Raw genomic sequence first — 15222 nt, forward strand, 5'->3', positions numbered from 1 at the left:
CCCGTAATACCTCCGGGCGTGGAATAACAATTCCCTACAAAAAAGGCTGCAAGAATGCAGCCTTTCGTTTTATTATCGTGTGTAGACGCAGATTAAAGAGAGCCTTCCAACTCTGGCAACACGTCAAACAAGTCACCTACTAAACCGTAGTCGGCAACCTGGAAAATTGGCGCTTCTTCGTCTTTGTTGATAGCAACAATAACTTTAGAGTCTTTCATACCCGCAAGGTGCTGAATAGCCCCTGAAATACCAACAGCGATATAAAGTTGAGGCGCAACAATTTTGCCTGTTTGACCCACCTGCATATCGTTTGGAACAAAGCCAGCATCTACCGCAGCGCGCGATGCACCGATGGCTGCACCAAGCTTGTCTGCAATACCTTCAAGAAGCTTGAAGTTGTCACCGTTTTGCATACCGCGGCCACCTGAAATAACGACTTCTGCAGCAGTAAGTTCAGGACGCTCAGATTCGGTAAGTTCTGCTGAGACGAAGTCAGACTTTTCACTACCTTTAACAACATCAATTGCAGTTACTTCAGCACCACCACTAGTTGCAGCTGCATCGAATGATGCCGCACGAACCGTAATCACCTTTTTTGCGTCAGATGATTGAACGGTAGCAATCGCGTTACCTGCATAAATAGGACGTACAAAAGTATCTTCGCTTTCTACGCCAATAATGTCAGATATTTGGGCAACATCTAACAATGCAGCTACGCGAGGCATAAAGTTTTTACCTGTAGTGGTTGCAGCGGCAACAACATGGCTGTAGTCGCAAGCAAGCTCTACTACTAGATCCGCTGTATTCTCTGCAAGCTGGTGCTTGTAGGCCGCATTGTCGGCTAGAAGGACTTTTGCAACGCCGTCAATTTGCGCTGCTGCTTCAGCTATCGCTTGGCAACCTTCTCCCGCTACTAATACATGGATATCACCACCCATTTTTTGTGCGGCGTTTACTAGCTTATGCGTTTCAGTCTTTAAGCTTGCATTGTCGTGTTCTGCATATACGAGTACGCTCATGAGATCACCTTTGCTTCATTTTTTAACTTATCTACTAATTCAGCAACGTCTGCTACTTTAATGCCACCCTCACGCTGAGGCGGAGGCGTAACTTTGATTACTTTTACGTTTGATTCAAGCGCAACACCAAAGTCTGCCGCAGCTTTAACATCAAGAGGCTTACGCTTTGCTTTCATGATATTTGGAAGCGATGCATAACGCGGTTCATTCAAACGAAGATCTGTCGTTACAACAGCTGGAAGCGAAAGTGCAACCGTTTGGAGGCCACCGTCAATTTCACGTGTTACGTTCACCTTCTCGCCATCTACAGCCACTTCTGATGCAAAGGTACCTTGAGGCATACCTGTTAGCGCTGCAAGCATTTGACCAGTTTGGTTGTTGTCAGAGTCAATGCTCTGCTTACCAAGGATAACAAGTTGAGGCTGCTCTTGTTCAACCACTTTCGCCAAGAGCTTTGCGACTTGAAGTGAATCAAGATTTTGGTCGGTATCAATTTGGATACCACGATCAGCACCTAGGGCAAGTGCTGTGCGTATTTGTTCTTGGCAGCTTTTGTCACCAATTGAAACAACAACGATTTCCGTTGCCACGCCTTTTTCTTTTAATCGAACGGCTTCTTCAACAGCAATTTCACAAAAAGGGTTAATGGCCATTTTCGCGTTTGTAAGATCTACACCTGATTCATCAGCCTTCACTCTTACCTTAACGTTGTAGTCGATCGCGCGTTTGACCGGTACGAGTATTTTCATATTTACCTCAATTGTTGAGTTCGTCAGTGCTTATTACGTTTCATTAATAATTAACTATTAATAATTAAAAACGTATTACTTCACCACGCTTTTTGAAACTTTAACAATGCTTCTACGTTAAAAAAGAAACTGTGGAACGTACGTTTTTTAAAGGCTAGCCTTAAAACGACGTTAACACCACGTTTACGAGCAGGTATAATGCGCTGCCAGTTAACGTTAACGTAAACTGCTTTGCAATGTACTTACTGTTGACGTAAACGTCAACCTGCATTACCTTGCAAAACGACAATTAATTTACATGTTTTTGACACAAAGCATTATTTGTTTCATCAATAGTGCACTATAAAAATACAAACATAAGGAGCCTCCCGTGGAACGAGAATCGATGGAGTTTGACGTAGTCATCGTCGGTGCCGGCCCAGCTGGATTATCAACTGCTTGCAAGCTTATGCAGCTTGCGAATGAAAAAGACCAAGAACTTATGGTTTGTGTGGTCGAAAAGGGCTCCGAGGTAGGTGCACATATTCTCTCAGGCGCGGTATTTGAACCTCGTTCTCTTAACGAACTATTTCCCGATTGGAAAGAAAAAGGTGCGCCACTTAACACCCCGGTAACCGAAGACCACATTTATTTACTCAATGATGAAACGTCAGCGAAGAAGCTACCAAACGGCATTACGCCCAAAACCATGCATAATGACGGTAACTATATCGTATCTATGGGTAATGTTAGTCGTTGGCTAGCAGAACAGGCCGAGCAGCTAGGCGTTGAAGTGTTCCCTGGCTTTGCAGCTTCTGAAGTTATTTATAACGAAGACGGTAGTGTTGGCGGCGTGCTTACTGGCGACATGGGCGTTGGTGAAGACGGTGAACCCAAAGACGGTTACATGCCGGGCATGGAACTACGTGCTAAATACACTGTGTTTGCTGAAGGCTGTCGCGGACACTTAGGTAAAGAGCTCATTTCACACTTCAATCTAGATAACGACAGCTCACCACAGCATTACGCTATTGGCTTTAAAGAGATTTGGGATATAGATCCAGAGAAACACCAGCCAGGCTTAGTGGTTCATAGCGCAGGCTGGCCGCTTGACGATGCTACCGGCGGCAGCTATTTATATCACGCCGAAGATAATCAGGTATTTGTAGGGCTAATTGTCGACCTTAACTACGACAATCCTTATTTAAGCCCGTTTGACGAATTTCAACGCTTAAAACACCACCCTGTTTTTAAGCAGTACCTTGAAGGTGGTAAACGTGTATCTTATGGCGCAAGAGCTATCGCAAAAGGAGGGTTTAACTCTCTACCTAAAATGACCTTTCCTGGTGGATTATTAGTTGGTTGTGAAGCAGGCACCCTAAATTTTGCCAAAATTAAGGGTAACCACACAGCAATGAAGTCGGGCATGCTTGCGGCTGAAAGTATATTTGAGGCCCTATCTGAAAACGCAGAAGCTCCCACTAAAGAGCTAACGAGTTTTACTGAGAAATTTAAGTCTTCGTGGTTATATGATGAGTTGTTCCGCTCTCGTAACTTCGGCCCTGCTATTCACAAGCTAGGTAATTTCTGGGGCGGAGCTTTCAATACGCTAGAACAAAATTTCTTTAACGGTAATTTGTTTTTCACTATGAAAGATGAACACAAAGATTACGCGCAGCTTAAAGAAGCAAAAGATGCTACTGAAATTTCATATCCGAAGCCTGATGGCGTGCTGAGCTTTGATAAACTATCGTCCGTGTTTTTATCAAATACAAATCATGAAGAAGACCAGCCGTGTCATTTAAAATTAAAAGACCCATCTATTCCTTTACAGGTTAATTTACCGAAGTTTGCAGAACCCGCACAACGCTATTGCCCTGCTGGCGTTTATGAGGTTATTGAAGAAGAAGGTGAAAAACGCTTTCAAATTAATGCGCAAAACTGTGTTCACTGTAAAACTTGTGACATTAAAGATCCTAGTCAGAATATTAAATGGGTTGTACCAGAGGGTGCTGGAGGTCCGAATTACCCAAATATGTAATTTAGTGCGTTATTCGGTTATTTAACTGATAATTTTTAAAAGCGAGCTTAGCTCGCTTTTTTTTTGTGCTACTTTTAATTATTATCTTATAGAAATTTAGTACAACGTATTAAGGTTAATTAATGAGCGAATTTTTAGATATTTTAACCCATGGAAGACGTTTACAAGGTGCTGTTAAGGAATTAAGCATAGAAGAACTTGAACAAGTTCAGGAAAAACTTAGCGGTATAATAGAAAAAAGAAAAGAAAAATTACTAGAACAAGAAAAACTAAAAAAAGAAAAGTTAGAAAAACTTGCTGCTATTAAACAGCAAATGGAAGAAGCTGGTCTAAATGTAGAAGATTTACAAGCTTTGGATACCGGCACAAATAAAAACGTAGGTAAGAAGCGTCCTGTCAAATACAAACTTGTTGATGACAATGGCGAAGAGCACTTGTGGACTGGCATTGGCCGTATGCCACGCGTTTACAAAGATGCACTAGATAGCGGCAAATCACTTAACGATTACGCTATTAATTAATATCACTATTTAACCTGCTAATAAGGTCTGTTTTTACAGGCCTTATTTTGTTTTTAAGACTAAAGCAATGTTTAGCAGACAATTATTCATGGGTAAATAAGTCGTGAAGTTAAATTATAAACTTTCAAAGCGAGATTCATCATCACCATGGTTAATTTTAATCCATGGGCTTTTCGGCAATGCGGATAATTTAGCCGTTGTTAAACGGCATTTTGAATCAGCTTTTAATATTATAAGTATAGACCTACCGGATCACGGTGAGTCTCCATGGACTGATAGTTTTTCTATGTCAGCTGCCGCAGATGCAATCTACGACATTATGCAATCTTTAAATATTGAAAAAAGCGCTGTATTGGGTCATTCCCTTGGAGGAAAGGTTGCAATGAAGCTGGCCTTAAATCACGGCGAAAAAATCACACATTTAATCGTAGCTGATATTGCCCCAGTGAGTTATGAACACAGCCACCAAGCGGTATTTGATGGGTTAAATTCTGTTTCTTTGGACACAATTGAAAGTAGAAAGGACGCTGAAAAACAAATGGCTGCCCACGTTAAAGAAATGGGCGTTAGACAGTTTCTGCTAAAAAGCCTGTATCAAGATGAAAGCGGAGCATGGAAGTGGCGCTTCAATGTGAGTGGGCTAATGAAAAGTTACTCCCACATTATTGATTGGGAACAAACAAATCAAACGTACGATGGCGTAACCTTATTTATTAAGGGCAGCGAGTCCAACTACATCACACCGGCCTATCGCGATTCGATAGCTCGCTACTTTCCAAATGCGAAAGCGCATATTATTGAAGGTACGGGTCACTGGTTACACGCAGAAAAACCAGCGATATTTAACGGTATTGTAGAGAGAACGCTTAACAAATCGTCATAAAGTTGAACATTTCTCATTAATCAGGATGAGAATGACTATTATTACATATTTTTGAACGTTTTAGGCTCTTACAGGCGTATATACTGTGATATAGTTGCGCCAGAAATTTTTAAGTAACAACACTATGCTTGCAGAAAATTACGAACTCATTGAGTCCATTATGCTGTATGGCGGCTTATCTATTCTTTTTGGGTTGATGGGTTTTGCTGTACACGATGTATTACGTAAGAACGATGTTCCACTTATTGGACGAGTGGTTACCTATGGCGTGCTGGGTTTAGGCGCGTTGGGGTTTCTTGCGAAAGGCATTATTGAATGGTTTTGGCTAAGCACAGGCGTTTAATTAGTAACGATTAATAGAGGTTAGATATGGCAAGCGTTGGCCTATTTTTCGGAAGTGACACGGGTAATACCGAACATGTTGCGAAAATGATCCAGAAGGAATTGGGTAAACAGCTAATTGATGTAAAAGATATTGCCAAGAGCAGTAAAGAAGACATCGCTGAGTTTGATTTGCTTATTTTCGGTATCCCTACGTGGTACTACGGCGAAGCACAATGCGACTGGGATGATTTTTTCCCTGAACTAGAGCAAATTGACTTCAATGATAAGCTGGTCGCTATTTTTGGTTGTGGCGACCAGGAAGACTATGCGGAGTACTTTCTAGACGCGATGGGCATGGTACGTGACATTGTTGAAGCCAAAGGCGCTATCCTTGTGGGTCAATGGTCTACTGAAGGCTATGACTTCGAAGCATCTAAGGGCATGGCAGACGATAATCACTTTGTTGGTCTTGGTATTGATGAAGACCGTCAGCCAGAGCTAACAGACTCTCGCGTTAAAGCCTGGTGTAAGCAAATTCACGACGAGCTTTGTTTGGCGGAGCTTGCTTAGAAACGCTGGAGTTTGCTTAATCTTTAACGTGAAAGCTGTTAAGTAACTGTATATTGAAAAAACCGCTCTACTGGAGCGGTTTTTTTTCATAAAGTGCCTTCTTTTAATTTTTTGGCATAGTTTTTCAGCGCCTGCTATAGCTGAAACCGCTCTACCGCCCTTCGTAAACTCTCTGTTTGCGCATCCAGCATCATAGTTGATTCGTTCGACTGCCTTGTGCTTTGCGCACTTGAATCGGCCAGTGCTACTATTCGGTTTAAGCTTTTCGCTACATCTCCTAACAACACATCTTGTTGTTCAGTATCTTCAACAATGTGCTCATTAATATCGCTCAAACGCTCAATAATTTCGCGAATGCTATTTACTTGCTCAGATACTTGCTGAGTTATCACTACCCCTTCTTGGGCTTGCTCGCGACCGGCATTAATCGCCTTCACAGCTTGCGCTGCATCTTTTTGTAAATTACCAATCATCTGCTCAATTTCTTCAGTAGAGTCATGTGTACGGTTTGCCAAAGTTCGAACTTCGTCTGCAACAACGGCAAAGCCCCTGCCCTGTTCGCCGGCTCTTGCCGCTTCAATAGCAGCGTTCAATGCTAACAAATTTGTCTGCTCGGCAATGGTTTTTATCACGTCTAAAATGCTGCCAATACTCCGTGAGTTATCATCTAAACGTCCGATAACCTGCGCCGACGACTCTGCCTGTTTGGCTTGATTACTTACTTGCTCACTGCTTTTTTGAACGAGTTGACCTATACCGGTGCTTTGTTTAGTAATTGTGCGTAACGCATCCATCGCTTCATTAATTTGCGCCAGGTTGCTGCGGCTCTTATCCTGAACATTTTTAGTGTTAGTAGAAGTAACGGTTACTTGTTCTCGCTGCTTGTCCACCTCAGATAAACTTTTATTTCCAAGTTCAACACTTTCTTTTGTAATCTCAATTAAACGTTTTTCTTGTTCAAGAATATTCCCCACTAATTCTCGTAAGCTGTCAGTTAAACTGTTCACTTTGGCTGAAAGCGCGGAGAATTCATCATTGCCTTCTTCAGGTAATTTAGTACTGAGATCGCCTTGGCTTAACAAGCTTAACCCTTTATTAATTCTACCAAGAGGTTTTGAAATACTCCGCGTAACAATAACAGCAAGGAAAATAGCGGCGGTAAGCCCCAGTACAGCAACAATAATGTTGCGTAGCAAATTTTCTTGCACAGATTCAAGAATAGCATTTTGCCCTTCCAGTGATTGTGCTTGAACGGTATCAAACAGGGTATTAATGTCTGCAAGCGCAGTTTCTAAAGCGAGCTTAGCTCGTTTCTGCGCTTTCGCTGCTTTTTCAACCTCTAAGAGTTTTTGACGTTGCAGCGCGATTAAACCGCTCGAGCCATTCACCGCGTCTATCAATAAATCGTATTGCTCGTTAAATGCCTCGATTGTGCCACCATCATCAACACCTGTGGCCAAGCGATTCACATAGTCTTTGTCTACTTGCAGATTACTTAGCTGGTATTCAAGATCCTCAATAATGCTGGCACTTTGCTCTGCGTCATTAGATTCAGCGAGTTCGATAAAGGAATCGTTCATCGTTAGCAGCTTGTTGTCGATGGCGGTACCTGCACCGATAAGCGTTTCTATGCTTGGATTATTAGCATCTAAATAAGACAGGTCGAGCATGAGCGCGCTCGCTTCATCAGCAGCCATCAGGACTTTTTCAAGTTGCGCCGTAAGCGCTTTTTCTACATTCATCCTTTCATCGATTGCCGAATACATTTCAATACTATCGCTGACATATGCCAAGCTCACTTCTACGGCATTTTTAGCTATCGAGTTATTGGGCATAAGCGACTTTAGTCGCGCAAGATCACCGGAAAAGGTAGAGGATAACGAGTTGAATGTTTGCTTGTTGCCTTCGAGTTCATCTCTATTTTCTACATGATAACCGTTAGCGGTTATCACCGACAAAGATAAGATTTCTGTTTTAACCTTTACCATGCTGGTCTGTACCGGCATTTTCTGTTCTACCACATTTTGCGCAGAATCTTTTATGCCACTGAGACCAAAATAAGAAAGAATACTAGTTAGTAATAACAAGCAGCCGAATAAGCCGAAGCCTAACGTAATTTTATTTATAATTGTTAACCGCATGGGGTACTTCCACTTAAAAACATGCCAAAAACCACAAAATAGAAAGCAACTCTTTAAGTTTAGTTTAACAGGATGTTAATTCAATACATCAAAAGTTTTAATTATTTTGCTTATTTGTTAGATAAATCTGACACTTACATTCTGGTCAGGCCACATGCTATGAGGTCTGTACTTGTGCGCGACGTTTTTAGTCAATTTCTTCTTGGACAAATTTTCGTCGAGGAAACAAAGTTTCCACGGTTTTCCTTTTAAATTGTTTCAACTTACCTATAATAACCACCAAACACCTTTTCACTCGTTTTTAGTAGGCTGTAATGGATCAAAATAAAGAATTGAAAAAAGCAGGGCTTAAAGTAACTCTGCCTCGCCTTAAAATTTTACAAATTCTGCAAGAGCCAGAAAACCAACATATCAGCGCTGAAGACGTCTATAAAATCCTTATCGAACAGGGTGAAGAAATTGGTCTTGCTACTGTATATCGCGTTTTAAACCAATTTGATGATGCAGGTATTCTTAATCGTCATCATTTCGAGGGCGGCAAATCTGTTTTTGAGATAAGTCATAAAGATCACCATGATCACCTTGTTTGCTTGAAATGTGGCAAAGTCATTGAGTTTGAGGATGAAATCATCGAAGAACGACAAGAAATGATTGCAAAGCAACACAAGATGAAGCTAACGCATCACAGCCTATACTTATACGGTGAGTGTACAGATGGTAACTGCGACAACTTACCTGAATAGGTAACAGTTTTATCCTAGCAAAAGGCCCGCTTAAAGCGGGCCTTTTTTCGTTATGCTGTAAACTTATATGCATGGTAAGCCTTAATTGCTTTCTCCCACACGTCACCCACTTCCCCTGTACCAATAGGTTTTCCGTCTACTTCAACTACCGGCGCTACTTCTTTGCTTGAAGAGGTTAACCATACTTCATCTGCTTCTAGCAACTCGGCTTTGCTAAACCAGGTTTCAGTTACCACCAGGCCAGCATGTTTAAATGCCTCAATTGCTATGGCGCGAGTAATACCTGGAAGAAGTTCATGGTTTAATGGGGGCGTAGAAATGCAGCCATCTTTCACTATAAATACGTTACATGAGCTTGCCTCGGTTATCATACCTTCGCTGTTATACAAAATAGTTTCGTTAACACCTGCATCAACGCCTGCTTGATAGTGCATTACGTTGCCTAATAAGGATGTTGATTTAATATGACAACGCTGCCACCTTTTATCTTGCTCAAGCGCAACCTTGAAAGGTTTTGCATCCTCTTTTGCCGTGGGCTGAGGAGGTGCTATTTCGAAGGCAAATCCGAACACTGTCGACGCTATATTCTTTGGGTAGGCATGAAAGCGCTTTGTATCAGCACCACGACTTACATGGAAATATATACCAATGTTTTCACTTTCAATAAACGCGATATTTTTCTCAACCAAGCTAGACAAAATGATTTGCCATTCTTCTACCGTATAAGGGTTAGCAATTTCAATGGCTTTAAGACCTTGCGCCATACGCGATGTGTGCCCTATGAAGCCTACTGGGTTGCCGGAGTACGTTGGGATGACTTCATAAATACCATCACCAAAAAGGAAGCCTCTGTCCATCGGAGAAATTTTCGCCTCAGAAAGAGGCATATATTCACCGTTTAAAAACGCAATTGTCACAATATTTCTCCTTGCAATCGGCGTCGTCTACTTGTCATTAGTAGCCAGTCGGCCCTTGCCTCTTCTTTATCTTGAAAAACAAAATTTACTTTTTCACCTGGCACGGCTTGGGCTAAGCGACTTATATCGCAGGGGCTTACGCAGCCAAGTTTTGGATAACCCCCCAGTGTTTGCCTATCGCGCATCATTACAATAGGCTGCCCATCACCGGGAACTTGAATAGCGCCTAAGTGAATTGCTTCAGAGCGCATGTTTTCTATATCAGCTGTTACCGGTTCACCAGTAAGCCTAAACCCCATACGATCGATAGCTGAAGAAACCGTATAGCTACTCGTTTCAAAAGTACGCAATGCAACAGTGCTAAAGTTTGAAAACTGATACCCTGGAATAACACGGATAGATTCTAAGAAGCCATAGTCATCGATATGTTGCTGCGCAAGCGTGCGCATTTTAGCGCTGTCCTGGTTTCTTGTGTTAGCTAAAACCTCAATAGTGTCGCCTTCTCTTAACACGCTTCCCTTGCCGTCTAACCCGCCTAACTTTTCACGAACAACGGTACAAGCACTGCCCACTGCTTTGGGCACTAGCCAGTTTCCACCTATTGCTAAGTAAGCTTTACTACCAAGTAGTGTGCTACCGAATGTGACAACGGCGCCTGCCGATACCTTTTGGCTTTGATAAGGCGCGCTCTGTGTTCCATCTATATCGAGTGTGGTCTCCCTTCCGGTAACAGCAATTATACAATCTTCATTTACCTGCAATTGCATTTCGCCAATCGCTTCAATGCAAGGCGTGCCATCTAAATTGAATGCAAGAAAATTGGCCCAATCATAGGCGTTACTATCCATGGGCCCAGATTCACAAAACCCATCCCGTTGTCGCCTTACCCGCCCGCTATCAATGATAAGGCTAAACAGTCCTTTGTTGAGTACTTCAATTCTCATCGTTTAACCTGCAATCCTGCTTTGTATTCCCGTTCAGTAACCGAAACAAACTTAACCACATCCCCTGCTTTTAATCGCGATTCACTTTGTTCGTCGCTGTGAATGAGCATATCAAATGCCGTGAGCCCCAATAGGTTCCAGCCTCCGGGTGATTCACTGGGGTAAACAGCGGTTTGCCTATCAGCGATTGCGACCGCACCTTTAGGTACTCGTTTGCGCGGTGTGCCTAGTCGCGCACAGCTGAGCGCTTCTGGAATATCACCCATATAGGCAAAGCCCGGAGAAAACCCCACTGCGTATACTTTATAAGTCGTGCTTGTGTGCAATTCGATAACTTCTTCAATAGACAGTGACGTTTTTTTACTCACTACACTCAAATCACTTGCATTAGGTGCACCGTACCAAACGGGAACATCAATCACTGCGCTACTTTCGTTTCTTTTTGCGTGTGAAGAGTCTGACTGCTGGTATATGTCTTCAGTGCTTAAGTTGCTTAGGGCACGGTACACACCGTGGCTATCAATTAATGTCATGTCAAAAACAATTAATAAACTGTCGTAGGACGGCACACATTCACGCAGCCAAGCCCACGAATTGCTTCCCTTTTTGCTATCTATCGCTGCCAGCATGTGATGACAAGCGTTATTGGCGTCATCCAGGTTTGCGCCATCAAAATACAAAATAATGGCGTCTGCACTTGCTGTAACTATTCGCTTAATGCGACCGAAAGCTTGCATCTGCTGTCCTTGTTGTCTTAACGGCCATAACTATTGCTATTGAGCGCTAGATAACAGGTATCTAACACCTGGTAAAACAAAGGTTAACAGCCTTTTATATTGTTCTTTTGAATTGTGTTTTTAATGAGGCAAATTTATAGAAATGTTCTGATTTTTTTTGCAATACTCACCGCCCCTTTTGTATCACCATGTACACACAGAGAATCCGCTTCTATTGCAAGTGTTGCTCCCGAGGCTGTGGTTACCGTACCCGACGATATAAGTTGTTTAGCTTGAACTAGTGCGTCGCTTTCGCTTAACACGGCACCTTCGATCAAGCGAGATTGTAGCAAACCTTCATCGGTATAACGCCTGTCTGAAAACGCTTCAAAATACAACGGCAGCCCCCACTCTTGCGCAGCGTCTTTAAGCGCTGCATTGTGCGACGTAGCCTGCACCATTAACGCAAGGGGCGAATCTGAAGACTGCATATTTATTTCCGCTATGCTTTGCATGACTGTGCGCATGACTACAGTATCTTTCATCATGTCATTGTAAAGCGCACCATGAGGTTTCACATAGCTCACTTTAGCTCCGCAAATTTTTGCCATTCCACCTAACGCGCTTACTTGATATTGAATCATAGCGCTAAGTTCATGAGCGGCAATCGCCATACTTCTGCGGCCAAATCCCTGTAAGTCTGGATAGGCTGGATGGGCACCTATGGCCACATCATGTTGTTTGGCCAACAAAATAGCCTGCTTCATTACTAACGGGTCACCCGCATGAAATCCACACGCAATGTTGGCCTGGTCAATTTCTGCCATAATGGCCGATTCCATCGGCATAGACCATGCGCCAAAACTCTCACCTAAATCGCAATTTAACTTCATAATGGTTTAGCTCTTACGTTCATTCCAGTATCATGTTACCTGTTCTTTTTAAAAAGTCAGTGCTGATGATAAATATTGGAAAAATTAATACATTACGCGTGGTAGCCCAATACCCTTTTGGCTACGCTTTAGCGCCACTTGTCGAAAACAACGATGAAAACGACAGCGTAATAGAAATAGATGATGCTGAAGAGCTGCAAACTGTGACCCTTGCGATTGACGAAGTAGAAACTTCGCTTACCGAAGGCCAGCAGGTAGACGTATTTGTAGCCACAGATCAGCGCGGCGATCTTTATGCCACCATGAAGAAACCTTTGATTCAAGTTGGTGAAACTAAAGTACTTAAAGCAGTATCTGCCACTAACTTTGGCGCATTTTTCGACTGGGGTTTAGACAACGACCTTTTAATGCCCAACGACTACCAAGCCCAACCTGTTAATCCAGGTATGTACTATGTTGTTCACACCTTTTTTGATGATAAAACCCAGCGTATTTTAGGTGCGACTAAGCTTCACTATTTTCTTAAGGAAAGTAGCGCCTACCTCAACGAGGGCGACACAGTGCAATGCTTGGTTTATGCCAAAACTGATTTAGGTTTTAAGGTAGTTATCAATGAAAAAAGCTTAGGTCTTATTTTCCATAGCGATGCCTTTAAGCCGCTTAAAGTCGGGCAAGCTACTGAAGGGGTAATTAAAACAATTCGTGAAGACGGCAAAGTGGACGTAGCCCTTCAGCGCGTAGACAAAGGTGGCCGTGATGCACTTCAACAAGCCATTTTGGATGACTTAGAAGCCCACGGTGGGATTTCTACGCTAACAGATAAGAGTGCGCCAGAAGCCATTTACTCTCATTTTAACGTGAGTAAAGCCGCGTATAAAAAAGCGTTAGGGGCGCTATATAAGCAAAAGAAAATCACGCTTAGCCCAGATGCAGTTCGCCTTAACAAATAAATGCACATGTCACAGCTGCATTGAAGCGCTAAACTGGCCTGTCTTGCAGCTTCCTTTTTTATTTTTATGACATTAGGACAAACAATGAAAGCACGTGTTTCTTGGGATCAAGATTTAACTTTTACAGGAACTACAGACAGCGGTTACAAAACGGTGATGGACGGCAGCGGTAAAGCCGTATCTCCAATGGAGTCAGTGCTGTTGGCAGTTGGTGCATGTTCAAGTATTGACGTGGTAGATATTCTTAAAAAAGGGCGCTTTAACATTGAAGCCTGTAACTGTGAATTAGAAGCTGAACGCGCTGAAGAGCCGCCTCGTGTATTTACTAAAATTCACGCGCATTACACGGTGTCAGGTGAAAGCATTAGTGAAAAGGCCCTTGCTCGTGCTGTGCAGCTTTCTGCAGAAAAATACTGTTCCGTGATGCTAATGCTAACGGGTAATGTTGAGATCACTACAAGCTATACTTTGGTTTAATAAACTATAGTAGAACCAGCCTCTTTTTAGCGATTCTCGCTAAGCATTAGTAGAAAAGGCCAACCACTTAGGTTGGCTTTTTCTTTGAAACTGTTTATTCAACACGTAAATGATTGAAATAATTAACAATTAACATTAGTTAACATCTTTGGCATATTAGCTGCTGTATATGGTCATTATTATATAACGACAATTACGTTAGGGTTATTGACCATGGAAACTACAACGCACAGCAACACCTCTTTTTCACCATCACATTCTTTATTGCCGTTTTCGCCAACATCACTCAAATTACTTGTTGGAAGCGGTATTATTGCCCTTACGCTCTCGATGACAGCATGTTCCGATGCCGATGCTGTTAACGACCAAGCCAACATCACTGAAGTTGAAGAAACCGTTTTTGCTATTCCCGTTGAAACCCAAACCATTGTTACTGGCGACATTACGTCTACTTACGATACAACCGCTATTTTAGAAGCTCGTGAAGAAGCATTTGTGGTTGCGCGAGCATCTGGAATTATCGAAGAAATCTTCGTAGAAGAAGGTGATTATGTTGAAAAAGGCCAGGTACTGGCACAACTTGATAAACGCCGCTACGAGCTGAACTTATCAAAAGCACAGGCTGATTTAGCCGGCATTGAAAGCGAACTAGAAAAGGTCAACAAAGTCTATTCTAAAAAGCTTATCAGCGATGACACTTACGACAAGCTCACTTCGCAATTTGAATCAGCAAAAGCATCTGTACGCTTGGCTGAACTTGATTTGAAAGAAGCAACGATCACGGCACCAATTGATGGATACATTGCAGAAAGGAATGCCAAGGTAGGTAACCTGACTGAATCGTTCCAACGGGAGAGAATGTTTCATATCGTTCAGCAGCGCAATCTTCAAGGCATTGTGTACCTGCCTGAAAATGAGCTACCCAACGTAGTGATTGGACAAGGTGCAATGCTTACCGTGGCGGCTTTAGGCGACAGAACGATTACAGCCAACGTAGAGCGTATTAGCCCGGTTATCGACGCGACCACCGGCACGTTCAAAGTAACGTTAAAAGTACCTAACGAAGACAACAAACTCAAAGCCGGCATGTTTACCGATGTGTCACTTGAGTACGCAACACATGCTAACGCCACGTTGTTGCCTCGTAGAGCGCTAGTTACCATCGATAATAATCATAGTGTATTCGTTGTCGACAACGGCAAAGTTAAAAAAGTGAACATTTCTACTGGCTTTGAAAACAACGAAGTAATCGAAGTTACCAATGGTTTAAACGGTAATGAAGAAGTGGTTACCGCAGGCCACCAAAACTTGAAAGACAGCGCGCCTGTTGAAGTAGTAAACAGTTAATTCGGCCT

General features: G+C 42.6%; 16 protein-coding genes. 9 read left to right on the forward strand and 7 right to left on the reverse strand.

All coding sequences use genetic code 11. The annotated features are described in order from the left end of the window. Positions 1-92: 92 nt before the first annotated feature. Together AC27KT_RS12645 and AC27KT_RS12650 are read right to left on the reverse strand one after the other, a co-directional pair. Positions 93-1019 carry an electron transfer flavoprotein subunit alpha/FixB family protein gene (locus AC27KT_RS12645; RefSeq protein ID WP_487130465.1) on the reverse strand — a complete coding sequence of 309 codons (927 nt, stop codon included), beginning with the start codon at positions 1017-1019 and terminating at the stop codon, positions 93-95. Then, complete coding sequence (locus tag AC27KT_RS12650; RefSeq protein ID WP_487130467.1) at positions 1016-1768, reverse strand: electron transfer flavoprotein subunit beta/FixA family protein; 753 nt, start codon at positions 1766-1768, stop codon at positions 1016-1018. The genes AC27KT_RS12645 and AC27KT_RS12650 overlap by 4 nt, the downstream gene beginning before the upstream one ends. 370 nt (positions 1769-2138) lie before the next feature. On the opposite strand from AC27KT_RS12650, the gene AC27KT_RS12655 reads away from it, so the two are divergent. From AC27KT_RS12655 to fldA, 5 genes are all read left to right on the forward strand, one after another. Further along, positions 2139-3788, forward strand: coding sequence for an electron transfer flavoprotein-ubiquinone oxidoreductase (locus tag AC27KT_RS12655; RefSeq protein ID WP_487130469.1), 1650 nt, complete (start codon positions 2139-2141; stop codon positions 3786-3788). A 122-nt stretch (positions 3789-3910) separates the two neighbouring features. After that, positions 3911-4309, forward strand: coding sequence for an H-NS histone family protein (locus AC27KT_RS12660; protein ID WP_039216449.1), 399 nt, complete (start codon positions 3911-3913; stop codon positions 4307-4309). 103 nt (positions 4310-4412) lie between these two features. After that, positions 4413-5192 (forward strand): alpha/beta fold hydrolase, encoded by a 780-nt coding sequence (locus AC27KT_RS12665; protein ID WP_487130471.1) that lies wholly within the window; start codon positions 4413-4415, stop codon positions 5190-5192. A 124-nt stretch (positions 5193-5316) separates the two neighbouring features. Next, positions 5317-5535, forward strand: a complete 219-nt coding sequence (locus AC27KT_RS12670; protein ID WP_012519093.1) for a DUF2788 domain-containing protein — start codon at positions 5317-5319, stop codon at positions 5533-5535. A gap of 26 nt (positions 5536-5561) precedes the next feature. Continuing rightward, on the forward strand, positions 5562-6086 hold the full coding sequence (fldA, locus tag AC27KT_RS12675) for a flavodoxin FldA (protein WP_014949739.1): 525 nt from the start codon (positions 5562-5564) through the stop codon (positions 6084-6086). Between the two features lie 134 nt (positions 6087-6220). Here the strand turns inward: fldA and AC27KT_RS12680 are convergent, their stop codons facing one another. Next, positions 6221-8227: a methyl-accepting chemotaxis protein gene (locus AC27KT_RS12680; protein WP_487130474.1), complete on the reverse strand. Its 2007-nt coding sequence runs from the start codon at positions 8225-8227 to the stop codon at positions 6221-6223. A 314-nt stretch (positions 8228-8541) separates the two neighbouring features. Here AC27KT_RS12680 and fur point away from each other — a divergent pair, with 314 nt between their 5' ends. After that, complete coding sequence (fur, locus tag AC27KT_RS12685) at positions 8542-8970, forward strand: ferric iron uptake transcriptional regulator (protein ID WP_071814983.1); 429 nt, start codon at positions 8542-8544, stop codon at positions 8968-8970. Between the two features lie 50 nt (positions 8971-9020). Here the strand turns inward: fur and AC27KT_RS12690 are convergent, their stop codons facing one another. The 4 genes from AC27KT_RS12690 to AC27KT_RS12705 all read right to left on the reverse strand — a co-directional run bounded on the left by AC27KT_RS12690 (position 9021) and on the right by AC27KT_RS12705 (position 12440). Beyond that, entirely contained in the window at positions 9021-9887 is an 867-nt protein-coding gene (locus AC27KT_RS12690; RefSeq protein ID WP_487130477.1) for an aminotransferase class IV, read from the reverse strand. After that, complete coding sequence (locus AC27KT_RS12695; RefSeq protein WP_487130479.1) at positions 9884-10831, reverse strand: 5-oxoprolinase subunit C family protein; 948 nt, start codon at positions 10829-10831, stop codon at positions 9884-9886. Before AC27KT_RS12695 ends, AC27KT_RS12690 begins: the two co-directional genes overlap by 4 nt. After that, positions 10828-11568, reverse strand: coding sequence for a 5-oxoprolinase subunit B family protein (locus tag AC27KT_RS12700; protein ID WP_487130481.1), 741 nt, complete (start codon positions 11566-11568; stop codon positions 10828-10830). The genes AC27KT_RS12695 and AC27KT_RS12700 overlap by 4 nt, the downstream gene beginning before the upstream one ends. Positions 11569-11702: 134 nt before the next feature. After that, positions 11703-12440, reverse strand: a complete 738-nt coding sequence (locus AC27KT_RS12705) for a 5-oxoprolinase subunit PxpA (protein WP_487130483.1) — start codon at positions 12438-12440, stop codon at positions 11703-11705. Positions 12441-12505: 65 nt separating this feature from the next. Between AC27KT_RS12705 and AC27KT_RS12710 the strand changes: the two genes are divergently transcribed. The 3 genes from AC27KT_RS12710 to AC27KT_RS12720 all read left to right on the forward strand — a co-directional run bounded on the left by AC27KT_RS12710 (position 12506) and on the right by AC27KT_RS12720 (position 15214). Then, complete coding sequence (locus AC27KT_RS12710) at positions 12506-13390, forward strand: CvfB family protein (protein WP_487130485.1); 885 nt, start codon at positions 12506-12508, stop codon at positions 13388-13390. An 84-nt stretch (positions 13391-13474) separates the two neighbouring features. Continuing rightward, positions 13475-13867, forward strand: coding sequence for an OsmC family protein (locus AC27KT_RS12715; RefSeq protein ID WP_487130487.1), 393 nt, complete (start codon positions 13475-13477; stop codon positions 13865-13867). 213 nt (positions 13868-14080) lie between these two features. Continuing rightward, positions 14081-15214, forward strand: a complete 1134-nt coding sequence (locus AC27KT_RS12720) for an efflux RND transporter periplasmic adaptor subunit (RefSeq protein WP_487130489.1) — start codon at positions 14081-14083, stop codon at positions 15212-15214. Positions 15215-15222 lie beyond the last annotated feature (8 nt).

It is taken from the genome of Alteromonas sp. 5NW40-0090, from assembly GCF_057552975.1.